The following is a 24527-nucleotide window of genomic DNA, read 5'->3' as shown; positions in this document are numbered from 1 at the left end:
TACTGATAAATTTCAAATGAGCCAATTTGTTTACTCTTCCTAAATTTAAAGAAATTAATTTCACAATTTATTCCTTTTTGCTTCTATTCTCTTTTGTTGATAGTCAATTTTTATTAAATCAGTTAACTCTTCGAGCAATTTTAGGCTGAAGCCTTTAACTTTTAATCTTGCCAATCTATCAAAATCCCGTCTTCTTGATTTTAAACGTGCATCAGCCAGTAAGTCTCTTTTCTCACCATCTGTTAATCTACCCATATCTCTTTTTCAATTCATTGAAATCTTTGTCAAAACCAAACAGGTGGAAATATTCTTTTAAAAGTTCCCAATCAATATTCTTAGAGAACTTTTCAAGTATGCTCTCAATATCTGCAAGTTCCCTGTTTTTGCGCTCGGGTTTATTGGCAATTGCCTGCACTTTCAAGCCAATTATATCTTCAGGTTGTAGAACCTTAATTTCTATATCTTTTATTTTCCATTTCCTTGCCCTTGCCAGCATTGCTAAAGCATACTTTCTGAATCCATGGATAAAATCAATACCACCTAGTTCTTTTGTTTTACCTGCATATTGAGATACATTATCGGTTCTAAAAATTAGTTTATATCCAAGTTTATCCATTATTTTATCAAGTTTTTCTAAATCTTCTTTATTAATGAGAAAATCAAGGTCAACTGTGGTTCTGGGAATACCAAATACAAAAAGCGAGAAACCACCGATAAGCGCATATCGCACATTATGTTTCTCAAAATTTTTTGTGAGCGATGATAAAACCTTTATAAATTTCATATTATCTTCTGCTCTTTATACTCACCATAGACTTTTTTAAGTTCCGCAGTAATTTCACCAATTGTAGCATAAGCTTTTACACAATCGAGAATATAAGGCATTAAGTTTTCATTTTTTTCTACCGCGATTTTCAAATTGTTTAGTTTCTCCCTAACACTGGCATTATCGCGCTCGGACAATATTTTTCTCAGTCTTTTAATCTGCCTTTGCACAACTGCAGGTCTAACTTTCAGAATCTTTGTTTTTGTTTTTTCTTCACTTTTAAATTTATTAACACCAAGAATATTTATTTCACCTTTTTCAATTTTTTTCTGATACTCGTAGGCACTTTTGTGAATCTCTCTTTGAAAATATCCCTGTTCAATTGCCTTTATTGCACCGCCCAATTCTTCTATTCTTTCTATGTACTCTATTGCTTCTTTTTCTATTTTATTGGTCATTGCCTCAATTGCATATGAGCCACCCCAAGGATCAATAATTTCCGGAATTCCAGTCTCATAACCGATGATCTGCTGAGTTCTCAGTGCCAATTTTACCGATTCTTCAGTGGGAAGCCCCAATGCCTCATCAAAAGAATTTGTATGGAGTGACTGAGTTCCACCAAATACCGCCGCTAGTGCCTGATAGGCAACCCTTATCGCATTGTTTAAAGGTTCCTGTGCAGTAAGGGTTGAACCGCCGGTCTGGGTGTGAAATCTCAACATCCAGGATCTCGGATTTCTCGCACCAAACCTTTCTTTCATTATTCTTGCCCAAAGCCTGCGTGCAGCGCGGAATTTTGCCACCTCTTCAATGAAATTATTGTGACAATTAAAGAAAAACGAAAGTCGTGGGGCAAAAGAGTCGATATCCATTCCCCTTTTTAGAGCAGCATTCACATAGGCGATTCCATTAGAGAAAGTAAAGGCAATCTCCTGAACTGCAGTAGAACCCGCTTCCCGGATATGATAACCGGAGATGGAAATCGTATTCCATTTAGGTAAATTTTTGCTGCAATATTCAATCAAATCTATCGTCAATTTCATTGATGGTTCAGGAGGAAAGATATATGTCCCCCGAGCAATATATTCCTTTAGAATATCATTTTGAACTGTACCTTCAAGGACTGCGGGTGATACATTCTGTTTTTCTGCTACTGCAATGTACATACAAAGAATAATTGAGGCTGTCGCATTTATCGTCATTGAAGTGCTCACCTTATCAAGAGGGATACCCTTGAATAAAATTTCCATATCCGCAAGGGTATCAATTGCAACACCGGTCTTACCGACTTCACCTTCAGCCATCGGATCAGTAGAATCATAGCCCATTTGGGTAGGCAAATCGAATGCTACCGAAAGTCCGGTCTGCCCTTGTTTTAAAAGATAGTGGTATCGTTTATTTGATTCCTCTGCCGTCCCAAATCCCGCATACTGACGCATTGTCCAGAGTCTGCCTGAATACATTGTGGGGTAAATACCGCGGGTATATGGATATTCACCTGGATTATTTAAATCGTGTTCATAATTTAAATCTTTTATGTCCGCAGGGCTATATAGCATTTCAATTATATTGTTGTTCAAAGTTAAACGGCATCTTTGTCCATATTGATAATCGCCTTTTGTCTGTCGGTCTTAGGGAATAACTTAAACTGTAAAATGATAAGGGTTTCTGTACCGCATAAAGTAAGACGAAAAACTCGCTATTCAATAACCACCAGCGCATCTTTGCTATTTACCGTTTGACCTTTCTGAACCAATATTTTCTTCACTATCCCGTCCCTGGGTGCCTTAAACTCATTCTGCATCTTCATCGCCTCAATAATAAGCAAACCCTGACCTTTTTTAACACTATCACCTTCATTGACCTCAACCTCAATTACCAGACCCGGCATAGGTGCAGTGACAGTTACCTCTTTTTTATGTCCAATATCCGGAGCAGATTTTAATACCTTGGCAACCTGCTCATCAATTACTTCAAACGAATATGATTCACCATTTATAGTTAAGTGATTTTCTCCATCAAGGAATACTTGGTAAGGTCTGTTTTCAATTATCAGTGTCAATTTGTCCTTTTCTATACCTGCAACTTCTGCAAATATATTTTTACCATTAAGCAAAATATTAAAAGAGGCACCAATCCTGCTAATGCTCCCCGTATACTCTTTATCTTCTATTCTTATAAGATATGCCATCGGGACTTCACTTGGTTGCAAACAATTATATCTAAAAACCGAAAAAAGTCAAGAAAAATCGTAAAGATTTTTTAAAATCTTTTTACATAACATTTGTTGTAATTTCAAGTGATTAACATCTTTGTTAAAGTAAAACTTCATTACCAAACTGCTGATACACACTGAGTGGTGGACATGCTCAATAAATATCTTTTAGATTTCCAGTAAGGCTGAACCATCATAATAAATTGATTGTTTATAGAGTATTTCAAACTACTATTAAATGCGAAGCCATTACATAATAATATTGATTCCATATATCCATGCCAAAATCCGCCTTAAAATTTTTAACATCAATTAAACTTTTAGTAAAAATACCTGTACCAATATTCCCAAAAGGAAATCTTTAAGGTTTTAGCGCTCGGAAATAGATATTAGTAAAAGACTCAACTGCACTTCTTGAATTTTCAGTGGAATTTAAAAGATTATAATTTGTTGCAAATACAACTTGATAATCCTAATAGGAATAAATATTGATTGTATCAGCAGATGCTATTCCTGAAACTGATATAGTCGTTAAAAATAATAAGATACAAAGTGGGATTCTTGTCCTCATACAAAAGAAAAGACTTTACCCGGCCTATCGGTTTTCAATCTCAACAACCTTATCTCTTCCAAATTCGCCCTTGATGATTCTTATATTTGATTTTTTTGTATTGAAATAGTCAGCGAGAACTTCAATCAATTCCTCGTTTGCCTTGCCTTTTTCTGGCGGAGAGATCAACTTTACTTTATACAAATCCTTCCCCAACATAATCACTTCTTTCTTCTTCGCATTGGGAATGGTATGAATATTGATGAGCATATACCCTAAAACATATTCATTGCAATAACTCATCCATACCGAGTAGGAATTTATAAGCAGGAATGATAACTATCTTCTTTCCATCTATTCTTTTTTCCTCTCCCATGTTATAAGTAATCACGTAGCCCTTATTAACTCTGAATTTTTCCATAAATTTAAGTAATCCACTGATGTCAATCTTGCGATATTTGATTTCAATTGGAATCGGATTTTTATTGGACAAAATGACATCCACTTCATTTTTATAGGGGTCACGCCAGAAAAATTCGGCCTTCAATTTTTGAACCACAAACCACTCAAATACCTTTGACCTTGATAATTCGTCATCTCTAAATACAAGGTCAATAGAAACTACCGCTGGATAATACTTCTTAAGTTTCCTTTCTACTTTTCGCCGGCTTCGGGAAAAATTATATAACTTCTGCAAAAGAAAAGACTCTTCTAAATAGGATAGATAATTAGACAGAGTCTGCCTTGAAATTTTCAATTCACCAGCCAACTTATCAATTTCAATAAGTTGTCCTGGTTCCTCAATAAATATATTTAAAAGAGATTCAATCAAGGAAACATTTTTTACCTTGAATAAATAAGAGAAATCTCTATAAATAATTTTTTCAACGATGCTTTCTTTAACATACTTTTTAATAATTTCCTTTTCGCTGATATCAACCAATTCGGGAAAGCCAAGACTCAGAACAAAATTATTGAATAACTTTCTTAATTTATCTTCATACAGGCCAATGGGTTTATATTCAATACCCTTAAATGACAAAAATTCTCTAAAAGAGAGGGGTTCCACCTTAAATTCAAACAACCGTCCGGCAAGACTCTCCTTTGATTTTTTTCTTAAAAATAAAGATTCCGAGCCAGAAATTACTATCTTGATATTGCCGAAATTATCATAAATCCTTTTTAATTGTTCTTCCCAATTGGTGAGTTTTTGTATCTCATCAAACAAAAATAAATAATACCCTTTTTTAATATCCTTTTCTAGAATATCCTGGTATTCCTTTACAATTTCTCTGATATTTATCTCGCGAAAATCATCAAAAGAAAAATACAATATATTGTGTGGTTTGAATCCCTTTTTGATTGAATCTTCAACTATTTTATAGAGTAGAAAAGTCTTACCTACCCGCCTCAAACCAGTCAGGGCAATTATCTGCCGCATCGGCATAAATTTTTGGACCTGCTGATAAACCTCACGGTCTTTGATTCTTAAATTAAACCCGGACTCCCACCAGGGGTTTGTCTCTCTCAAAGCATCTCTAATATTTGCCATCTCTATTTAACCTATAATAGATTTTGTGTTAATTATACTTAACATAAATTTAAAGTCAAGAATTAAAACCTTCTGTTTTCCTTTTCTCAAATTGAGAATGGTATGGATATTGATGAGCATTGAAATTAGTCAATAACTTGGAAACTCAAATATAACATAGTCATCGTCAATTTATATTATCCAAATTTGGTCAATGGAGAATGCCAGAATTTAATGAATTCATTAAAATTCAAAGGTTTTTACTGTTTTTGGCTTTTTTGTTACAATATCACCAATGAAAATTTGTGTACCCATAATCTCTCCTTTGATTAGCAAAACTATACATTCTCATAAAATGATTTATTGGGAAGATACGAATCCAATACGAAAAAAAAATTATGAAATGCAAAAAATTTGGGTAAATAATGCAACATATTAACAGTTTATGTCAGTAAAAAGTACTACAGATTCAATCACTGAATAGTTCTTTCTCTACCAATTTCATATACTGATTGACATAGAACATATCGGGGTCATGTTTAATTGGACGGACACGAATTTCAAACATCGGTTTTTCTGGATCATTATTATCAAATAAAACTAAGCCGATTCCAAAAATTAAACATAGAGCATCTAACTTTGAAATATCATCGGGAGGCGAGTTTTTCGGAATCACTATGTATGATTTATGACTAAATAACTTGTAGGAGCAAGCCTGACCAAATGCGGTAATCAGATCTTTTGTATCCGCTTTTATTTCTGCCGAAATAATTTCTGTCGGACTTTTTACAATATCACTCCTGCGCGCCTCTTTTTTTCCTATCACATCTGGGGTTCCCCATTTGTCTTTAAATCTATTACCACCCAATGGTATTGCCTTCGTGCAGTCCTCTAATTCATTAACAAGCCAGTCGGCAAATGGTTTGTAGAAATCCTCCTCTCTAATTCTTTCAACATCTGGCGAAACTTTTTGTTCCTTTTCCTCCTCAATTTCGTCTTTTCTAAATTGTACATGACGATATACACCTCTTGCCGGTTGATAAACTTCTTTTGGTAAGTGGGTCTTGAAATCCCAAAGCGACCCATGAATAGTATTAACAGGAAAATCTGGAAATTCGGCATGTATCTTTCTTACAAGGTCTGAATAACGAACACCATCAGGACTTGCTTTGAGTATTTCCATTGCTTTACCTATTATTTTTTCTTTCCTTGTTTCCATATTATCGCCTCACTTCCTTTTCAACAAATCTTCCCATTAGGATATTATATTTCTTTGCATTCAAACACCTCATTTACTTTGCAATCAATATTTTCTATTTCGAATTTGAATCTTTTTCTATCATCTACAGATGATATATCTTGAATATCCCCGGTGAATAATTCCGCGAATTCTTTCGCCTTATTGCAATCTTTTGCTTTTATTCTAACAATATACGATTTTGTTAAAATAACTTCAAATGTCTTCATAACTCCTCTCTTAGCATCATAGCTAATTCCATTTTATCAATAGATTCTTTTTGATGAAATTTCAAAAACACTCCATTTGTCTTTAGTTAATCTGGTATGATTTTTAAATATACTCACTATCTCACTTATTGTCCTTCTTAACTGAAATGTTAATCTTATAAATTTAGATTTGGGGCAATTGAAATTCCTTAATGTTGCATCAATTACATTAAAAATCATTATATTTTATTATATTTATTCCAACTTTTTTGTCAATGGATAACGGCAGAGTAAACTCTGCCACCACATTTTATAAATAAAATTTCAAATCCGAATCAGCCAAGTAGCGCGGCGGGCAATCTAAATATTCACCCTCACCCTTTCCCTCTCCCTTCAAGGGCGAGGAAGTTAGTTGGAAAATTTCTCCCTTCAAGGGCGAGGAAGTTAGTGGAAAAATTTCTCCTTTCAAGGACGGGGGAAGTGAGAGGGAAATTCTCCCTTTAAGAAAGAAAAGATTTAAAAACATGCGCGATGAATCGCACTGCTACACATTAGATGCTGAAATAAATTCAGCATGACAGATTGTAAATTCGTCAAACTTTTACCGTGAACCGTAGAACGGATTAAACATAAAATTAAAGGGCGAGGGGGAAAAACTGAGAAATTTTCCCTGAATCGTACTGCTACATCTTTCGGAGCATGGATTGGCGAGCGGCAAGTTTCCAGGGACTGACTTTTTGCATGGTTGTCTTTTTAGCAACCGTTGTCTTTTGCTCCTGCAGGGTTTTGATAATCAGCGCGGTAATTGCTGCTATCTCATAATTTTCTTTTCTATACTCTATTTTACCTAAAATCCGGTCAATAAAAGTCGTATCATATTCACCAGCAATAAACTGCGGATTTTCCATCACCAACAAATGGAATGGAATAGAAGTCTTTATCCCCCTGATTGTATATTCTTTCAATGCCCTTTTCATCCTTTCTATTGCTTCTCTGCGTGTCGGTGCCCAGACCAGAAGTTTCGCAATCAATGGGTCGTAGTAAATTGGGACCTCAAATCCTTTGTATATACCACTATCAAGCCGAACACCAATGCCACCTGGTTCAATCAATTCCGTAATCTTTCCCGTTGATGGCGCAAAATTATTCTCCGGGTCTTCAGCGGTTATACGACACTCAATCGCTGCACCATTCAACTTTATATCTTCCTGTCTCAAAGATAATTTTTCCCCTGCTGCAATCTTGAATTGTTCTTTCACGATATCAATCCCAGTCACGAGTTCGGTAACCGGATGTTCAACCTGCAAACGGGTATTCATCTCAAGGAAATAAAAATTCCTGTCTTTGTCAACCATAAATTCCACAGTTCCCGCGTTATTGTATCCTGATGCCTTTACTGCCTTCTTTGCTGCTTCACCCATCTTTTCACGGAGCTCCGGAGTCATAATTGCCGAAGGCGATTCTTCAATTAGTTTCTGATGCCTTCTCTGGATTGAGCACTCCCTTTCGCATAAATGGACAACATTTCCATAATTATCCGCGAGAATCTGAAATTCTATATGCCTTGGCTGTTCCAAAAATTTTTCAATAAAAATCGTGGGATTGCCAAATGCTGATTGTGCCTCACCGGTTGCCTGTTTAATTGCAGTTGCAAGATCTTTTTTGTCCTTCACAACCCGCATCCCTTTTCCACCTCCGCCCCCAGCGGCTTTAATAAGAACCGGTAAACCTATTTTCTCTATCACCTGCAAAGCCTCAACCTCATCTTTCACTGCTCCTTCACTTCCTGGTATCACCGGCACACCTGCTTTTACCATTGTGACCTTTGAGGCAATCTTATCGCCGAGAAGTTCAATCGCCCTTGAATTCGGTCCAATAAAAATAATCCCGGCATCCTCACAGGCTTTGGCAAATTCCGTGTTTTCAGCAAGAAACCCGTAACCTGGATGGATTGCTTCAGCACCGCTCTTTTTTGCAACATCAATTATCTTTTCTATCCGCAGATAACTCTCGGTTGACGGCGAAGGTCCGATATAATAGACCTCGTCAGCATAACGGGTATGTAGAGCGGTGCGGTCAGCATCCGAATAGACCGTGACTGACTTTATACCCATCTCCCTGCAGGCCCTTAAAACCCGTACCGCAATCTCACCCCGATTGGCAACTAAAATTTTTTTAAACATAATTGTTTAAATTAGTATCGTATTGTAAAAGTTTAAACATCATAATTCAGCGAACGCAGTAATACTGAAAATGAAACGATACTGCAGGCGCAGAGATCCTATGTTTCTTGCAAATTTACAACGGTATATTTCCATGCTTCCTTGGTGGATTTGTATCACGCTTGTTTTCGATCATTTCAAACGCCTCAATCACCCGAGGTCTGGTTTCTGAAGGTCGAATGATCGCATCAATATAACCCTTTGATGCAGTAACAAATGGATTGGCAAATTTATCAGTATATTCATCAATCAGTTTTTTCTCCAATGCCTTAGGATCTTTTGCTTCTTTTAATTCTTTTTTATACAAAATCTTCACCGCTCCATCGGGTCCCATCACCGCAATCTCAGCACTGGGCCAGGCAAAGTTTATATCCGCACGGGTATGCTTTGAACTCATAACACAATATGCACCGCCATAAGCCTTTCTGGTAATCACCGTCACCCGAGGAACAGTTGCTTCACAAAATGCATAAAGTAATTTTGCGCCATGTTTGATCACACCACCCCATTCCTGAGCGGTACCAGGCAAAAATCCCGGAACATCAACAAAAGTGAGAATTGGAATATTGAAACAATCACAGAACCGTACAAACCTTGCTCCTTTCATCGCGGAATCACAATCCAATACTCCTGCGAGGACTGCCGGCTGATTTGCCACCACGCCAATCGATTTACCATTCAGACGAGCAAACCCGACAATTAAATTTTTTGCATAATGTTGATGGACTTCCAGAAATTCGCCATTATCAACAACCTTTTTTATTACTTCATACATGTCATAGGGTTTGATTGGACTATCGGGAATTATCTCATCAAGTTCTTTATCCATTCTATTAATATCATCGGTGCATTCAATTGCGGGTGGATCTTCTAAATTATTTTGGGGAATATAAGAGAGCAATTTCTTTATCAATTCGATGCATTCTATCTCGGTATCCACTGCAAAATGGGCAACGCCAGATTTCTCATTATGCACCATTGCACCACCGAGCTGTTCAAATGTGACATCCTCATGGGTTGCTGCCTTTACAACATCTGGACCAGTTAAAAACATATAAGAACCTTTTACCATTATCACAAAATCCGTCATTGCCGGGGAGTAAACTGCACCACCAGCACAGGGCCCCATTATTGCCGAAATCTGAGGCACAACGCCGGAGGCAAGGACATTTCGCAGGAAAACATCGGTATAACCAGCAAGACTATCTACCCCTTCCTGAATCCGTGCCCCACCCGAATCTTTAAGTCCAATAATCGGACAGCCCATCTTCATTGATAAATCCTGCAGTTTGCAAATTTTTTCTGCATAAGCTTTTGAAAGCGACCCGCCAAAGACTGTAAAATCTTCAGCAAAAACGCAGACATTCCTGCCATTTATCTTGCCGTAACCCGTGACTACGCCGTCACCAAGAATTTTCTGTTTATCCATATCAAAATCCGTGCAGCGATGTGTAACAAACATATCGGTCTCGCGGAAGGTTCCTTTATCAAGAAGTAAATTGATGCGCTCCCGCGCCGTTAATTTTCCTTTATCGTGCTGGGCTTTGATCCTTGCCTCCCCACCTCCAAGGAGTGCCTGTTTTTCAAGTTCTTCAAGGTGCTTAAGTTTATCCTTGATCCTCATCGCCTTCCTCCATTATTTATTGTGCAAAAACCCCCAATCACTCTTCTGGAACCACCGGTTTGAGAACGGGTTTTCCTCCTTCCTCTACCAAATACCCAAACCCAACATTGGGATCATGCTCAAAAATCATCAACCAGTTTTCATCAATTGCCCTACGGAGATATTTTTTCTTCAATTCCACAAGTTCCATTGGATAAAGATCAAAACTGGTATGATAGGGAATCCTCAAGTGGGCTGATGTCGGCATAAAATCGCCCCAATATATCGCCTTTTTACCCCCGGATTCAATAAGCACCGATTGATGCCCTTTGGTATGTCCAATGGTATTAAGCACCCTCACACCAGGGATGATTTCGGAATCGCCGTCAACTAACTTCAATAGTCCGGCTCCCTCAAGGGGAAGATAATTTTCTTTAATATAACTCGCCCGGGTTCGCTCATTGGGATGATTTGCATCATACCATTCCTGCTTCTGGATTACATACCGAGCATTTGGAAATGCTGGAATCACCGTATCAGAAGCAGACAAGATTGTATTCCAACCGCAATGATCAAAATGAAGATGGGTGTTAACCACAAAATCCACATCTTCGAATTTTACTCCGTGTTTTGCCAACTCATGTGCTAAATCGGTCACCTGCTTTACACAATAAATTTCCCGGAATTTATTATCAAGTTTATTGCCAATACCGGTATCCACCAAAATATTTGCCTGGGGCGTCTTTATTAAAAGACAGTTGAGGGGTATTTCAATACGATTCAAATCATCGGGTTGCCAGATTTTTTGCCACAGGACCTTGGGAACCACACCAAACATCGTTCCACCATCAAGAAGAAACGAACCATCGGATATCAGAATGAGTTCAAAGGACCCGAATTTCAATTTTGCTCCTTCTTTTCTGTTTTGTTTAATTTCTTTTCGATTGGTTTCAGAAATTGTTCAAGGGTGATATAAGGATTAACCCTCATTAGTTTTTCCAGTATCGCTTTACGTTCTTCTTCGGTTTGCGCATTCAAATATTTAATGCGCAAACGATTTGTCTTTTCGCGTCTCTTTTCTCTTTGATGTAATTCCGTTTGACGCACCTGCCCTTTTTTCATCGTCACCTCCTGTGATTTTATAAATTATTAAGAGAGAAAGAACATTCAGTAGAGGTTAAAGTTATTAGTTAAGAGCGGACCTTTTTTGCTTTCCGCCCCTTTGAAGATTTTTCAACCGTTTTACCAATGTTATTATTTATCCACTCCACAATTTCGGAGGTGGGCGTACCCGGACCAAATATCTTCTTAACCCCCATTTTTTCCAGTTTTTTAACATCATCTTGCGGAATTATACCGCCTCCGATTACCGGAATATTTGCTTTTCTTTCCTTTAGCAACTTCAGCACTTTGGGGAATATTGTCATATGAGCACCAGAAAGTATTGACAAGCCAATCAAATCCACATCTTCTTGGATTGCGGCTTCCACGATTGCCTCACAGGTCTGATGCAGACCGGTATAAATCACTTCCATGCCGGCATCTCTTAAGGCCGCTGCCACTACTTTCGCACCCCGGTCATGCCCATCAAGCCCGGGTTTCCCGATCAGAACGCGAATTTTTTTGGTCATAAGACCTCCTATGATTCCACAGTCATTTTTTATGATATCCAAGCCATATCTGGAGTAGACCAGTTAAAAGATAATCGGTTCACGATAAACCCCAAATACTTCTTTTAAGGTATTACACATCTCGCCCAAGGTGGCATAGGCGCGGACGCATTCCAGTATTCGGGGCATTAAATTTTCGCCGTTTTCCGCGGCTTTGCGCAAATCATGGAGTTTCTCCTTTACCTTAGCCGTATTACGTTCCTTTTTCACCTGTTTTAAATTTTTAATCTGCTCCTCCTCCACTTCGGGGGGTATTTTTAAGATTTCAATATCCGGTTTTTCTTCCTCTTGAAATATATTTATCCCCACATGGTATTTCTCTCTTTTTTCAATTGCCTTTTGGTATTCGTAGGCACTTTTGGCAATTTCTTTCTGGAAGAATCCTTTTTCAATTGCGGGTAAAACACCACCGAGAGCATTGATTTTATCAAAATATTCATAAGCCCGTCTTTCCATTTCGTTTGTTAAATACTCAACATAGTAAGACCCACCCAATGGATCAATGACATTAGCAACCCCTGTTTCATAGGCAATCAATTGTTGAGTACGCAAGGCAATCTTAACTGCTTTCTCTGTCGGCAGAGCATAGGTTTCATCCATCGAATTGGTATGCAATGATTGGGTGCCTCCCAGCACTGCGGCTAAGGCTTCAAAGGCCGTGCGCACGATGTTGTTCTCTGGTTGTTGGGCGGTTAAAGTACAACCCGCAGTCTGAGTGTGGAAACGCATCAACCAGGAACGGGGGTCCTGAGCTTTATATTTTTCCCGCATAACCTTTGCCCAGATACGTCTTGCTGCCCGGAATTTGGCAATTTCTTCAAAGAAATCAAGATGGGAATTAAAGAAAAAAGATAACCGGGGTGCAAACTTATCAACGGGCAATCCCGCTTTTATTCCGTATTCCACATAGGTAAAACCATTAGCAAGCGTAAAGGCAAGTTCTTGGACTGCGGTAGCGCCTGCCTCACGGATGTGATACCCAGAGATGGAAATCGTATTCCACTTGGGTACATGGTCGGAACAAAAAGCGAGAATATCAGTGATAATCCGCATGGAAGGTTCGGGAGGGTAAATCCAAGTCTTCTGTGCCTGATATTCCTTTAGCATATCGTTCTGGATAGTGCCGGTGAGGAGATGGGCGGGTACCCCTTGTTTCTCACCGACCACTATATACATCGCAAGAAGCATCGCTGCGGGAGGATTAATCGTCATGGAAGTGGAGATTTTATCAAGCGGGATACCATCAAAAATTATCTCCATATCCCTCAAGGTATCCACTGCGACACCACATCTTCCCACCTCGCCATGAGAAAACGGATCATCAGAATCACGGCCATAAAGTGTTGGAAAATCAAAGGCAACTGAAAGTCCGGTCTGACCGTGTTTCAAAAGATATTTGTATCGTTTATTCGTATCCTTTGGTGTTCCCATTCCGGAAAATTGGCGCATTGTCCATAACCTCCCCCGATACATTGTGGTCTGGACACCTCGAGTAAAAGGAAATTCACCTGGGTAGCCAAGATCCCGTTCATAATCAAAATCCGGGAGGTCCTCAGGTGTATAAAGCGGTTTTAACGGAATACCCGAAATGGTGGTAAATTTTGCATCCCGCTCCGGGCAACTCTTATATTTTTCTTCCCATTGTTTCTTTCTTGATTCCGCCATCGGCACCTCCTTTTATCCCTTTAACATCTGGCTCAGAATTTTTTGAGCCACTTTAAAGGGACTCTCTTTCCGCTCCATAATTTTTTCAACGTAGCGGTTTAGTTGTGTATCATCAATGACCGATTCATGGAGATGTCTTTTTATCTCCAACTCAATATACTCATGAATTTGGTTAAGAATCCTCTGTTTTTTGATTTTTTGCCATTCCCCACTACTTTTAAGATAATCCTCATGGGATTTTATCTTTCCTACCAGTTCTTCAATGCCCGACTCTTCAGTGGCAACGGTTTTTAAAATCGGAACACCCCAAGTTGATTTTGGTCTTAAATCAAAGGCAAATTTCAACTCAGTCAAAAGAGCATCACTCCCTTCCCTATCACCTTTATTTACGACAACAATATCTGCGATCTCTAAAAGACCAGCCTTCATCGCCTGGATGGAATCGCCTGACTCTGGAACAAGGACTACGATTTTTGTATCACATACCTGGGCAATATCGAGTTCCACCTGACCTACACCAACTGTCTCAATTAAAATGTAATCCATACCTGCGGCATCAAGAACTAACGCCACATCTTTGGTTTTCCTGGAGAGACCACCAAGGCTACCCCGGGTCGCCATACTCCGAATGAAAACATTTTTATGAAGTGCCAAATCGCTCATTCTTATCCGGTCGCCCAGAAGTGCACCACCGGAAAAAGGCGAAGTGGGATCAACCGCAATAATTCCTATTTTAAAATTTTTAGCGAGAAACTTCTTGGCGATTGCATTAACCAGAGTAGATTTACCCGCACCCGGTGGCCCAGTAATTCCAATATGAAATGCCCGGCCGGTAAAAGGATAAATCTTATCCAGAATCTCATAACCGGTGTCATTTTCAACCCGGGTGATAATCCGGGCTATACTCAGTTTATCCCCTTTTAAAAGACTTTTGATTAAATCCATGCAGGTTGTTAAAGTTCCTCAAACTCGCCGGTCTTTTTATTCTTCCGGACATTATCGTGGGTGAAATACCGTCCATTCATCGCGATGTAAACTCCAGGCGGCAGAACCTGAACAAATGCCAATGCGCAACCAAGATTAAACATCCCATCAGAACTGCCAAAGGTATATGGAACCATGGCGCCAGTTAAAACAATCGTTTTGTTTTTCACCCGCTCCGCTAAGTATTTAGCGGTTTCAACCATTGTATCAGTGCCATGGGTAATGACAATGCGCGCTTCAGGAGTTTTGATGCAATTTCGGGCAATCAATTCCCGGTCTTCATCGGTCATATTCCGGCTATCGATCATCATCAGGGTTCTGATTTCTACCGGAACCCGACACCTTCCTAATCGCAACATCTGAGGAATGTGGGTATCCTTAAAATACAATTCACCGGTTAATTCATTATACTCTTTATCAAATGTGCCACCGGTTACGAAAATTCTTATCGACATAAAGTCATTCCTCCTTTTTCATTTTTGCTTTAAACGTGCCTCAATTTTTGCCCAGGTATCCTTGATTGTCACTGCGCGATTAAAAATTAGTTTATCCGGCTTTGAATCTTTGTCAACACAAAAATAACCAAGTCGCTCAAATTGGAAGAGATCCCCGGGTTTGACATCGCGGAGGGCCGGCTCCAGTTTACAACCGGTGAGAATCTTGAGCGAATCTGGATTTAAATTTTTCAGGAAATCACCGCCTTCATCCGGGTCTGCAGTTTTAAATAGCCGGTCGTATAGTCGCACTTCGGCTTCAATACAATGGTCAGCCGAAACCCAGTGTAATGTGGACTTTACTTTACGCCCGTCTGGAGAATCACCCCCCCGGGTCGCCGGGTCATAGGTGCAGTGGATTTCCAGGATATTACCCTCTTTATCTTTTACCACATCAACACATTTAATGAAATAGGCATATCGCAGTCGGACTTCTCTACCCGGTGCCAATCGATAAAATTCTTTGGGTGGGTCTTCACGAAAATCATCTTGTTCAATATAGATTACTTTTGAGAACGGCACCTTCCGGGTTCCCATGCTTAAATCTTCTGGATTGTTTATCGCCTCAAGTTCTTCAACACGCCCATCCGGATAATTATCAATGATTACCTTTAAAGGTTTCAAAACCGCCATCCTTCTGGGCGCCCGTTTATTTAAATCATCGCGCAGACAGTGTTCAAGCAAGGCAATGTCCACAACCGTGTTATTCTTTGATACACCGATTATGTCGCAGAAATTTCTTATCGCCTGCGGAGTATAACCTCTCCTCCTCAGGCCCGAAATTGTTGGCATCCGCGGGTCATCCCAGCCACTCACATAGCCGCCCTCAACAAGTTGTAATAATTTCCGTTTGCTCAGCACAGTATATGTCAGATTGAGACGAGCGAATTCAATCTGTTGAGGATGATGAATACCCAGTTCATCCAGAAACCAATCATATAATGGACGATGGTCTTCAAACTCCAGCGTGCAGATGGAATGGGTAATCCCTTCAATAGAATCCGATTGACCATGTGCCCAATCATAGGTGGGATAAATACACCATTTGTCGCCAGTACGATGGTGTGGAACATGTAAGATACGATACATAATCGGATCGCGCATATTCAAATTACCATGTTTCATATCAATCTTTGCCCGCAAAGTTCTGGAGCCATCCGGAAATTCACCTGCTCTCATCCTTCTAAATAGTTCAAGGTTTTCTTCAACCGAACGATTGCGATGTGGACATTCCACACCAGGTTCAGTTAATGTTCCGCGCATTCGCCGCACTTCCTCAGGAGTACAATCACAAACATAGGCTTTCCCTTTTTTGATCAGGATGATAGCAAACTCGTAAAGTTTTTCAAAGTAATCAGAGGCATAGTATTCCCGGTCTCCCCAGTCAAAACCGAGCCAGCGGATATCCTCTTTAATTGCTTCCACATATTCAGTTTCTTCCTTGGTGGGATTGGTGTCATCAAATCGCAGATTACAGAGCCCGCCGTATTCTTCAGCAATGCCAAAATCAATGCAGATCGCCTTTGCGTGTCCAATATGTAGATAACCGTTGGGTTCAGGTGGAAACCGCGTATGAACCTTTCCCCCGAACCTGCCGGTGCGATTATGTTCATCAATGATTTCCCGAATAAAATCTTTGGGTTTTGAATTGTTCATATTATTCCTTTCTTAATTATGCTTTGAACAAGTTTCTCAAAAAATTTATGTATCATTTCTGGTTTGACTTACTTCCATAACCAGTCTATAGGCTGAGTTTAAACTTCAGGGACTGCTGAAAGTTTGTTTAAAAATATCCGATAAAAAATGTTACCAAACCTTGAACAAGTTTATGGACTATAAAAGCCCTTTGAATTTTTGCTGGGAAGGTGGCAACCAATTTCTTAGCATCTCTCCAATAGATAATTTACTATGGAACCTCAGATGCTACAGAATTAAAGAGATTCGTAAAGAATCTCGGCAATATCCATAACCTTAATATTTGTATCCATTGATTTTAATGTTTCTTCGAACATCTGCAGACAATAGGGACAACTAACGGCAATTATTCCCGCACCGGTGGCAAGAAGTTGTCTCAACCGTAAATTGACTAAACGCTCATCATTCACATATTCACGCCATAAACCCATTGAACCTGCGCCACAACAGACGCTATTCTTGCGATTGAAAAATGGAACCTCAACAAGTTTCAATCCTGGAATTGACTTTAATATCTCCCTTGGCTCTTCATAAATTCCACTCTGACGACCCAGGGTACACGGGTCATGATAGACTACGATCTTGTTGAATGGTCTCGAAGGCTTTATCTTCCCGCGTTTTATCTGTTCAAAAAGTACCTGTGTGTAGTGAAACGGCTGGAAATTGTGATGACTCCGATATTCATTATTAAAAATGGCATAGCAGTGGGGTGAAATTGCGATTGCATTCTTCACATTTAACTCTCGGAATGACTTGAGATTATTGTTAAATAACAACTGGAACACCTTCTCTCCGCCCGCTCGTCTAATTGCCTCACCACAACAACTTTCTTTTTCGCTTGCAATGCCAAAACTCACACCTGCTTTCTGAAATATCTGTGCTATTGACTTTGCCACATTCTTTGCGCGTGCGTCGTAGGCAGTAATACAGCAGACAAAGAAAAGATTTTCAAGTGCGGGATTGTACTCTTTTATATCTAAACCCTGTGCCCATTCTTTTCTCTTTTCCTGAGGTTCACCAAGTGGATTGTTATTACTGGTTAATCTGGAAATTAAGCTTTTTAGCTCTGCCGGATACGAACCAAAATCAATCATTATTCTACGTGCAGAACGAAGGATATTGGAAATATTAACCTTCCTTGGACATTCATAAAGGCAACTATCACAACCAACACAGCGAAATACCTCATTTGTTTCCCGACAGACTGCATCTTTGTCTTCACTACAGAGTATCGCACCCAATCTCACAAGATCCGGAAACTGATATGTGGTATAATTTATACCATCAAGCATATTCCAGGGGCAGGCAGCCATACACCGGCCGCATTCATAACATTTTATTGCATCTTCCGCACCTTGCTCGAGGAGCAGTCGGCGGATTTCAGGATTGAGTTTTAATGAATTATTCATGTCTTTGTTATTTCATTCAAAGTTATACGGTTTAAAGGACCGTATCGTCCATCGTCTATCGTATTTCGTAAATTAATAAATATCATCACGATAGACATTAATTAGGTTATATATAAATTCCACAATTCTCACATACCTTTTGCTTGTTTCATTTCCAGAATTTTATTCTTAAGAACCGGAACAACTTTAAAAAGGTCTTCAACAATGCCGTAATCTGCCTCATTAAATATCGGAGCATTAGGGTCTTTGTTAACCGCGATGATAGTATCTGAATTCTTCATCCCCATTATATGCTGGAATGCACCTGAAATACCCAGGGCGATATATAATTTAGGTTTAACAGTCTTACCTGATGAACCGACCTGATGCTCTTTAGGAAGCCAGCCAGCATCCACAACCGGTCGGGTACAGCCCAGCACTCCACCGATCACCCGGGCAAAGTCTTCAATTAAAGGAAGATTTGCTTTATCTTTTATTCCTCTGCCCACCGCGACAATAATATCGGCCTTGGTGATATCCACCGCACCGACCGCAGCCTCAATGTATTCAATGAATTTACGATATTCGGGTTGGGCATCTATCGGTGGTTCCCAATTTATAATTTCGGCATCAAGATTTGCTGTTTCCACAGGTGTGTTTCCACTCCGGCAGGTAAGGATGTAAGATGGACTTTCTCTCAAAAGCACCCGGGCATTTAATTTTCCATCATACATCGAACGAATAACCCTCACTTTGCCATCAAAAATCTGTACATCAAGGCAATCCGTAGCAAACGGCAGATCCAACTGGGTGGCGAGTGCTGGTCCCAGATCCATACCAAGCGCGGTATGGCCTATGAGCATCAAAAACGGGGTTTCCTTTTTCAAAACTTCCGCTAAGGCAATCTGATATACTTCGGCATTGAAATCTCTAAATACCCCACTCTCCATAACGATTATACGATCAGCCTGGTCTTTCAATTGGCCAATAAATTTTGAAGAATCGTCAGCCAGGAGCACAGCCGTGCATTTGGTATTTAAACTTTGCGCCAGTTTGCGCCCCAGGGTCAAAAGTTCAAAAGTGATGTCGCGAATCTGCCCCTGGCGATGTTCAACGAGAATTGCTATCCCAGCCATTTAACCCCCTTTCAGTTTTTTAGTTTACAACAACCCTTTTTCTTTTATAATCGTGGCAACCTTGGTCGCAATCTCATCCGGTGCACCCGTAATAATTTCAGCCTTCTTACCGACCGGAGGTAAAGAAAGTTCCTCGAGAATTGAGCATGCTTCTAAATCAGCACTGAGCTCACTTTTCCCGATGGTCCTTATCTCCTTGCTGGCCGCACGCCGGATAGCAATCAAAGAAGCGAAACGAGGTGCATTTATTCCGGTTTGAATTGTAACCAAAGCCGGAAGTGTCATCTCCAGATGTTCCAGCAAACCGCCTTCGAGCTCCCGGTAAACCTGTAATTTGCTGTTAATTACTTCAAGTTTTGTAACCAAAGTGGCATGGGGAATACCGAGCAGTTCAGCAACAGTCTGTCCGACGAGTGAATAAGCATCATCGGTCGCCATACAGCCCGTGAGTATCAAATCATATTTCAGACCCCTGATGACCGAACTCAAAATTTGAGCAGTTTTGTATCCATCCAGCTCGCCCATCTCTTCCTGTTTTATCCTTATTGCAGAATCACCGCCCTTTGCCAGGGCAATTCTCAAAGTATCCTCACTATCCGGGTAACCAAGACTTACGACCGTCACCGAACCGCCATATTTCTCTTTCAACAGTATCGCCTCTTCCAGGGCGTAACTATCGGATTCATTCATATCAAAGGTGAGTCGGTCTTTTATAATATCGCGTCCCGTGGCATCAATCTTGACCTCTGCTTCAGCAGTCTGGGGCACCCTTTTTATACAAACGATAATATCCAATTTACCTCCTTTTTAGAAAGCTTACTATTCCTAAAGTTATTTTTCACTTTAGCAATTCCCGGGCAATCACAATCTTCTGAATTTCGCTCGTTCCCTCATAGAGTTCAAGTATTTTGGCGTCTCGGTATAACCGCTCAACAACATAATCTTTGGTATAACCATAGCCGCCAAAAATCTGAACTGCTTTTCTCGTAACATCCACGGCGATTGTAGCGGCAAAATACTTTGCCATGGCTGATTCTTTGGAAAAACGCGGCATGCCTTTATCCTTGCAAAATCCTGCATAGTAAACGAGCAACCGGGCAGCGTGAATCTGAGTCGCCATCTCGGCCAGCATGGATTGTATCATTTCAAACTCACAGATTGGCTGACCAAATGCCTTCCGCTCTTTTGAATATTTTATTGCTGCTTCGAGTGCCGCCTGAGCGATACCCACTGCCTGAGCACCGATATCCACCCGGGAGACATCCAATGTATTCATACAGATTTTAAATCCTTCTCCTTCTTTGCCGAGTAGGTTTTCTTTAGGAATTTTACAATCTTCAAATATCAATTCACAATTCCCACTCGCTCTTATACCCATCAAGTCTTCGTGTTTCCCGAGACTGAAACCCGGGGTTCCGCGTTCCACAATAAATGCCGACATTCCTTTGTGCTTCAATTCGCGATTGGTGTAGGCAAATACCACATATATTCCCGCCTCGGTGCCATTGGTAATAAAGCGCTTAGTGCCATTGAGGATATAATAATCTCCTTCAAGTCTTGCAGTGGTCTCCATTCCTGCCACATCGCTTCCAGCATTCGGTTCCGTTATACCAATCGCTCCAATCTTTTCGCCACTGCACAAAAGGGGTAAATACTTCTGCTTCTGTTCCTCGGTTCCGAAGGTGAGAATGGGATAGGTGACAAGGGAATTATTCACCGCCACGATAACCCCGGTAGTAGCGCAGACACGTGATATTTCCTCAATAGCGATTGCCAGCGAAACAAAATCCAATCCCGAGCCTCCATATTTTTCCGGAACGATAATACCAAGCAGTCCCTGTTTGGCACATTTTTTAATATTTTCCCAAGGAAATTGACCGGTTTTGTCTATCTCCGGTGCGACCGGTGCCAGTTCGGCTTCCGCAAACTTACGCACCTGGTCTTGAAGCATCTTTTGTTCAGCAGTTAAATCAAAATTCATTTTACCTCCTGCTTTAAAATACCCCCAATCCATCCCGACTAAAAATCGGGATCTCTGCTATAGCTACATGACCTCCATAATACCAAAAGTCGCACATCCTACCTAATTATGGAATGCTTCGCAATATCTATTTTCCCAAAATCTGCCGGGCAATAACAATCTTTTGAATTTCACTCGTTCCCTCACCAATCTCCATTAATTTTTCATCGCGTAAAAACCGCTCCACGGGATATTCGTCGGTGATACCAAGTAGGCCATGGATATCAATTGCCATACTTGTCACCTTCATTCCGATCGTAGAGGCATAATATTTCGCCATCGCTGATTCTTTGACATAGGGTAAACCGGCATCTTTTAATTGTGCAGCATGATAAACTAATAGTCTTGCGGCTTCGATCTCGGTCGCCATTTCCGCAACCCTCTCTTGTAAGTACTGGTTTTTACTCAATCCATTTTCTTGAATGAATTTAATAGAGGCATCAAGCGCCCCCTGAGCAATACCCAATGCCAGGGCACCAATTGAAATTCGTCCTCCATCGAGTGTCTCCATAAAGATTTTAAATCCATCACCTTCTTTGCCCAGAATATTCTCTTTGGGAATTGCGCAATCTTCAAATATCAATTCCGAGGTTATTGAACCACGCAAACCGAGTTTATCCTCCTCTCTACCCAGTGTAAATCCTGGTGTACCCTTTTCTACGACAAACGCTGAGATTCCTTTATAACCTAATGCCGGATCTTTAGTAGCAGTAAAAATAATCACATCCGCCACATGCCCTGAGGTAATAAACCGCTTTGTTCCATTGATGATGTATTTCTCACCCTCAAGCCGGAATCGTGTCTGGGTACCTGCAGCATCGCTCCCGGCGTTGGGTTCGGTCAGACCAAAGGAACCAATCTTCTCTCCTCTGGCTAAAGGGATGAGCCATTTTTTCTTCTGTTCTTCAGTGCCTGCATAATAAATTGGAAATACGCCAAGAGAGGAATGGGCAGCTAAAAATATTCCTGTTGAACCACATACCCGGCCGATCTCCTCAACCGCAATTGCATAGGAAAGAACATCAAGTCCTGCCCCACCATATTCCCTTGGGATATAGATACCCAGAAAACCAAGTTCGCCCATTCTCTTCACCAGATCCCAGGGAAATTCACCCTTTTTGTCTATCTCTTTTGCCCTGGGTGCTACTTCATTATTAGCAAATGCCTGCACCTTTTCCCTAAATTCTTTATGTTTTTCGCTCAATATCATAGGCCACCACCTTTTATCTCCATTCTTTTATGCTATCCGAGTAGGTTTCTGACTATTTTCTCTTTTAAAACAAAACCCGACCGACCTATAACCTGAATGCTTTTTGCATCCCTTAGGTATCTCTCAACTGGATAATCTTTGGTATAGCCATAGCCGCCGAAGACCTGAACCGATTTTATGCCACAATAGACTGCGGTTTCGGCAGCAGTAGCGAGCGCAATATCAGCAGCAAGTATATAATCCTCTCCAGAATCAACCCGGTTTGCTGCGTCATAAACAAGATTCCGTGCTGATTCGATTTTTATTTTCATCTCTGCCAGCATCTCCCTGACCATCGGGAATTCGCATATCGGTCTATTGAATTGCCGACGCTCTTTTGAGTATTTTATTGATGCATCCAACCCAGCCTGGGCGATACCTAATGCTATAGCCGAAAGACAAAGATTAAAATAGCTATTTATTCCTTCCATTGCTTTGATAAAATTTACCCCATCTATCAACCGGGACTCTTCGGAGATTTGTAACTTTTCAAAAACTATATCCGCAATACCTGCCCCTTTCATTCCTAATGAATATGGTATTTCTATCTGCTTTGAAGCTGATTTCTCTATAACAAACAATCCGGAACCTTTTTCGGTATTGAGTTCGAAGAGAAAAAAATTCGCCAATTCGCCGTTAAAAACAAACCTCCTTTTACCATTTATTATCAAAGGATTTTCTTGAACTATCTCTAAATCCTTTGATTCACCATCATATGAAAACCCCACGATTTCTCCATTAATAAGCCTGGTAAGATACGGTTTTGCTTTCTCAAGCCCCAATTTTAACAATGTAAATGAACCAAGTCCATTATTGACCGCAATCACCAAGCCAAGCGAAGCACAATATTTCGATAATTCTTCAATGATAATGCATAGACTTGTCGTATCCATTCCCGCACCACCCAATTCAAGAGGGATTATTGGTGCTAACAATCCTAATTCCATCAGTTTTTTAAAGATTCCTTCAGGGATTCTACCGTCCTTTTCGATCTTCTGGGATATAGGTTCAATCTCCTGAACTGCAAACTTTCTTATTTCATTCTCGATTAATTTTTGTTCGTTGTTAAATTTTATTAAACCCATTAAAACTCCTTATCTAGGAACATTGATTTTTGGAACTTTAGGATTTTTAATAAAGTGCCCTCGCTATTCCGGGCATTGGTTATTTTGGGGTATCAAGACAAAAATAGCATAGGCTACCGCCCTTGTCAGTTACAGATCCAATCCATAACTGACCAAAAAAGACTTACTATGAGAACAGCGATTTATAGTGATAATTATAATAAAAATCTAACTGATGTCAATAAATAATGCAGCTGAGTCCTCTCCATATTTTTTATATCTTTATAAAGGGACGATAAAACTCATGGGCAAGATTTGTAAGGGTAATCAATAATTTAGCGCTGTCTCCTTTTGTAGGGCAAGGCTTTAGCCTTGCTTAAATAAAAAATGCCAACCCGAGGTGGTAACCGGTAAAATGGTAGTCGCAGGCTTTAGCCTGCGGATAAATGTTTTTAAATCTTAGGGTCTCTTCTGGAAAATCTCTAAAACCAAACGCTCAACATGCTCCGGGGTCTTATTCGGTGAATAATGGGGACGAGAAGAACGATTCTTTAAACCCCCCCACCCTCCAGAAAGAACCGCTTAAGCCATTTGGAGACCGTAGGCCGTGAAACACCAATCCACCGAGCCGTCTTAGTGATATTCCGGTGAGCTTGATAAAAATAACAATCCACAATCTTCTGGTGGGCTAACATTGGGTCTAACTTTAAAACCTGGCTATATTCTAAACTACCTCCAGGATGATTTTTAAAAATGGCTCTATCGCTTTATTAAATGCATTATAAACGCCTTTCAAAGGACAGGCAAATATTTCATACCTCTGGCGGAT

22 protein-coding genes and 1 pseudogene are annotated in these 24527 nt (G+C 40.1%); all 23 read right to left on the bottom strand.

Annotated features, from left to right (window positions below):
- Window positions 1-60: 60 nt before the first annotated feature.
- The 23 genes and pseudogenes from ABIL39_03220 to ABIL39_03110 all read right to left on the bottom strand — a co-directional run bounded on the left by ABIL39_03220 (window position 61) and on the right by ABIL39_03110 (window position 23719).
- The gene (locus tag ABIL39_03220; protein ID MEO0165129.1) at window positions 61-255 is read right to left on the bottom strand and encodes a hypothetical protein; all 195 of its coding nucleotides are present in this window, start codon (window positions 253-255) and stop codon (window positions 61-63) included.
- On the bottom strand, window positions 248-784 hold the full coding sequence (locus ABIL39_03215) for a nucleotidyl transferase AbiEii/AbiGii toxin family protein (GenBank protein ID MEO0165128.1): 537 nt from the start codon (window positions 782-784) through the stop codon (window positions 248-250). Before ABIL39_03215 ends, ABIL39_03220 begins: the two co-directional genes overlap by 8 nt.
- Window positions 781-2349 (bottom strand): annotated as a pseudogene (locus tag ABIL39_03210) (methylmalonyl-CoA mutase family protein). Before ABIL39_03210 ends, ABIL39_03215 begins: the two are co-directional and overlap by 4 nt.
- A 116-nt stretch (window positions 2350-2465) precedes the next feature.
- Window positions 2466-2957 carry a biotin/lipoyl-containing protein gene (locus tag ABIL39_03205; protein ID MEO0165127.1) on the bottom strand — a complete coding sequence of 164 codons (492 nt, stop codon included), beginning with the start codon at window positions 2955-2957 and terminating at the stop codon, window positions 2466-2468.
- Window positions 2958-3576: 619 nt separating this feature from the next.
- Entirely contained in the window at window positions 3577-3834 is a 258-nt protein-coding gene (locus ABIL39_03200; protein MEO0165126.1) for a DUF167 domain-containing protein, read from the bottom strand.
- Window positions 3818-5083: an ATP-binding protein gene (locus tag ABIL39_03195; GenBank protein MEO0165125.1), complete on the bottom strand. Its 1266-nt coding sequence runs from the start codon at window positions 5081-5083 to the stop codon at window positions 3818-3820. Before ABIL39_03195 ends, ABIL39_03200 begins: the two co-directional genes overlap by 17 nt.
- 448 nt (window positions 5084-5531) lie before the next feature.
- The gene (locus ABIL39_03190) at window positions 5532-6281 is read right to left on the bottom strand and encodes a hypothetical protein (protein ID MEO0165124.1); all 750 of its coding nucleotides are present in this window, start codon (window positions 6279-6281) and stop codon (window positions 5532-5534) included.
- A 44-nt stretch (window positions 6282-6325) separates the two neighbouring features.
- Window positions 6326-6529, bottom strand: coding sequence for a hypothetical protein (locus ABIL39_03185; protein MEO0165123.1), 204 nt, complete (start codon window positions 6527-6529; stop codon window positions 6326-6328).
- A 662-nt stretch (window positions 6530-7191) separates the two neighbouring features.
- On the bottom strand, window positions 7192-8691 hold the full coding sequence (locus ABIL39_03180; GenBank protein ID MEO0165122.1) for an acetyl-CoA carboxylase biotin carboxylase subunit: 1500 nt from the start codon (window positions 8689-8691) through the stop codon (window positions 7192-7194).
- A gap of 115 nt (window positions 8692-8806) precedes the next feature.
- The gene (locus tag ABIL39_03175; GenBank protein MEO0165121.1) at window positions 8807-10354 is read right to left on the bottom strand and encodes an acyl-CoA carboxylase subunit beta; all 1548 of its coding nucleotides are present in this window, start codon (window positions 10352-10354) and stop codon (window positions 8807-8809) included.
- A gap of 37 nt (window positions 10355-10391) precedes the next feature.
- Window positions 10392-11237 (bottom strand): MBL fold metallo-hydrolase, encoded by an 846-nt coding sequence (locus tag ABIL39_03170; GenBank protein MEO0165120.1) that lies wholly within the window; start codon window positions 11235-11237, stop codon window positions 10392-10394.
- On the bottom strand, window positions 11234-11455 hold the full coding sequence (locus ABIL39_03165; protein MEO0165119.1) for a DUF6800 family protein: 222 nt from the start codon (window positions 11453-11455) through the stop codon (window positions 11234-11236). Before ABIL39_03165 ends, ABIL39_03170 begins: the two co-directional genes overlap by 4 nt.
- Window positions 11456-11523: 68 nt before the next feature.
- Window positions 11524-11964 (bottom strand): cobalamin B12-binding domain-containing protein, encoded by a 441-nt coding sequence (locus tag ABIL39_03160; protein ID MEO0165118.1) that lies wholly within the window; start codon window positions 11962-11964, stop codon window positions 11524-11526.
- Between the two features lie 63 nt (window positions 11965-12027).
- Window positions 12028-13668, bottom strand: a complete 1641-nt coding sequence (locus ABIL39_03155) for a methylmalonyl-CoA mutase family protein (protein MEO0165117.1) — start codon at window positions 13666-13668, stop codon at window positions 12028-12030.
- A gap of 12 nt (window positions 13669-13680) precedes the next feature.
- Window positions 13681-14613, bottom strand: a complete 933-nt coding sequence (gene meaB / locus ABIL39_03150) for a methylmalonyl Co-A mutase-associated GTPase MeaB (protein MEO0165116.1) — start codon at window positions 14611-14613, stop codon at window positions 13681-13683.
- A gap of 8 nt (window positions 14614-14621) precedes the next feature.
- Entirely contained in the window at window positions 14622-15107 is a 486-nt protein-coding gene (locus ABIL39_03145) for an asparaginase domain-containing protein (protein MEO0165115.1), read from the bottom strand.
- 18 nt (window positions 15108-15125) lie between these two features.
- On the bottom strand, window positions 15126-16802 hold the full coding sequence (locus ABIL39_03140) for a glutamine--tRNA ligase/YqeY domain fusion protein (protein MEO0165114.1): 1677 nt from the start codon (window positions 16800-16802) through the stop codon (window positions 15126-15128).
- A 275-nt stretch (window positions 16803-17077) separates the two neighbouring features.
- Window positions 17078-18250 (bottom strand): (Fe-S)-binding protein, encoded by a 1173-nt coding sequence (locus tag ABIL39_03135; protein ID MEO0165113.1) that lies wholly within the window; start codon window positions 18248-18250, stop codon window positions 17078-17080.
- Window positions 18251-18378: 128 nt separating this feature from the next.
- The gene (locus ABIL39_03130; GenBank protein ID MEO0165112.1) at window positions 18379-19365 is read right to left on the bottom strand and encodes an electron transfer flavoprotein subunit alpha/FixB family protein; all 987 of its coding nucleotides are present in this window, start codon (window positions 19363-19365) and stop codon (window positions 18379-18381) included.
- Between the two features lie 24 nt (window positions 19366-19389).
- Window positions 19390-20160 carry an electron transfer flavoprotein subunit beta/FixA family protein gene (locus ABIL39_03125; protein MEO0165111.1) on the bottom strand — a complete coding sequence of 257 codons (771 nt, stop codon included), beginning with the start codon at window positions 20158-20160 and terminating at the stop codon, window positions 19390-19392.
- Window positions 20161-20203: 43 nt separating this feature from the next.
- The gene (locus ABIL39_03120) at window positions 20204-21346 is read right to left on the bottom strand and encodes an acyl-CoA dehydrogenase (protein ID MEO0165110.1); all 1143 of its coding nucleotides are present in this window, start codon (window positions 21344-21346) and stop codon (window positions 20204-20206) included.
- A gap of 127 nt (window positions 21347-21473) precedes the next feature.
- The gene (locus ABIL39_03115) at window positions 21474-22595 is read right to left on the bottom strand and encodes an acyl-CoA dehydrogenase family protein (GenBank protein ID MEO0165109.1); all 1122 of its coding nucleotides are present in this window, start codon (window positions 22593-22595) and stop codon (window positions 21474-21476) included.
- 32 nt (window positions 22596-22627) lie between these two features.
- Entirely contained in the window at window positions 22628-23719 is a 1092-nt protein-coding gene (locus ABIL39_03110; GenBank protein ID MEO0165108.1) for an acyl-CoA dehydrogenase family protein, read from the bottom strand.
- Window positions 23720-24527 lie beyond the last annotated feature (808 nt).

The sequence above is a fragment of the candidate division WOR-3 bacterium genome (genome assembly GCA_039802205.1).
Classification (GTDB): domain Bacteria; phylum Hydrothermota; class Tepidihabitantia; order SM23-42; family JAOAFX01; genus JAOAFX01.
This window is presented reverse-complemented; position numbering and strand designations above follow the sequence as displayed.

Excerpts from the sequence above, each read along its gene's own strand:
- ABIL39_03110 (MEO0165108.1), bottom strand. The coding sequence starts at position 23,719 with ATGGGTTTAATAAAATTTAACAACGAACAAAAATTAATCGAGAATGAA.
- ABIL39_03175 (MEO0165121.1), bottom strand. The coding sequence starts at position 10,354 with ATGAGGATCAAGGATAAACTTAAGCACCTTGAAGAACTTGAAAAACAG.
- ABIL39_03160 (MEO0165118.1), bottom strand. The coding sequence starts at position 11,964 with ATGACCAAAAAAATTCGCGTTCTGATCGGGAAACCCGGGCTTGATGGG.
- ABIL39_03190 (MEO0165124.1), bottom strand. The coding sequence starts at position 6,281 with ATGGAAACAAGGAAAGAAAAAATAATAGGTAAAGCAATGGAAATACTC.
- ABIL39_03205 (MEO0165127.1), bottom strand. The coding sequence starts at position 2,957 with ATGGCATATCTTATAAGAATAGAAGATAAAGAGTATACGGGGAGCATT.
- ABIL39_03200 (MEO0165126.1), bottom strand. The coding sequence starts at position 3,834 with ATGAGTTATTGCAATGAATATGTTTTAGGGTATATGCTCATCAATATT.
- ABIL39_03140 (MEO0165114.1), bottom strand. The coding sequence starts at position 16,802 with ATGAACAATTCAAAACCCAAAGATTTTATTCGGGAAATCATTGATGAA.
- ABIL39_03155 (MEO0165117.1), bottom strand. The coding sequence starts at position 13,668 with ATGGCGGAATCAAGAAAGAAACAATGGGAAGAAAAATATAAGAGTTGC.
- ABIL39_03165 (MEO0165119.1), bottom strand. The coding sequence starts at position 11,455 with ATGAAAAAAGGGCAGGTGCGTCAAACGGAATTACATCAAAGAGAAAAG.
- ABIL39_03135 (MEO0165113.1), bottom strand. The coding sequence starts at position 18,250 with ATGAATAATTCATTAAAACTCAATCCTGAAATCCGCCGACTGCTCCTC.
- ABIL39_03185 (MEO0165123.1), bottom strand. The coding sequence starts at position 6,529 with ATGAAGACATTTGAAGTTATTTTAACAAAATCGTATATTGTTAGAATA.
- meaB (MEO0165116.1), bottom strand. The coding sequence starts at position 14,613 with ATGGATTTAATCAAAAGTCTTTTAAAAGGGGATAAACTGAGTATAGCC.
- ABIL39_03195 (MEO0165125.1), bottom strand. The coding sequence starts at position 5,083 with ATGGCAAATATTAGAGATGCTTTGAGAGAGACAAACCCCTGGTGGGAG.
- ABIL39_03220 (MEO0165129.1), bottom strand. The coding sequence starts at position 255 with ATGGGTAGATTAACAGATGGTGAGAAAAGAGACTTACTGGCTGATGCA.
- ABIL39_03115 (MEO0165109.1), bottom strand. The coding sequence starts at position 22,595 with ATGATATTGAGCGAAAAACATAAAGAATTTAGGGAAAAGGTGCAGGCA.
- ABIL39_03145 (MEO0165115.1), bottom strand. The coding sequence starts at position 15,107 with ATGTCGATAAGAATTTTCGTAACCGGTGGCACATTTGATAAAGAGTAT.
- ABIL39_03120 (MEO0165110.1), bottom strand. The coding sequence starts at position 21,346 with ATGAATTTTGATTTAACTGCTGAACAAAAGATGCTTCAAGACCAGGTG.
- ABIL39_03215 (MEO0165128.1), bottom strand. The coding sequence starts at position 784 with ATGAAATTTATAAAGGTTTTATCATCGCTCACAAAAAATTTTGAGAAA.
- ABIL39_03130 (MEO0165112.1), bottom strand. The coding sequence starts at position 19,365 with ATGGCTGGGATAGCAATTCTCGTTGAACATCGCCAGGGGCAGATTCGC.
- ABIL39_03180 (MEO0165122.1), bottom strand. The coding sequence starts at position 8,691 with ATGTTTAAAAAAATTTTAGTTGCCAATCGGGGTGAGATTGCGGTACGG.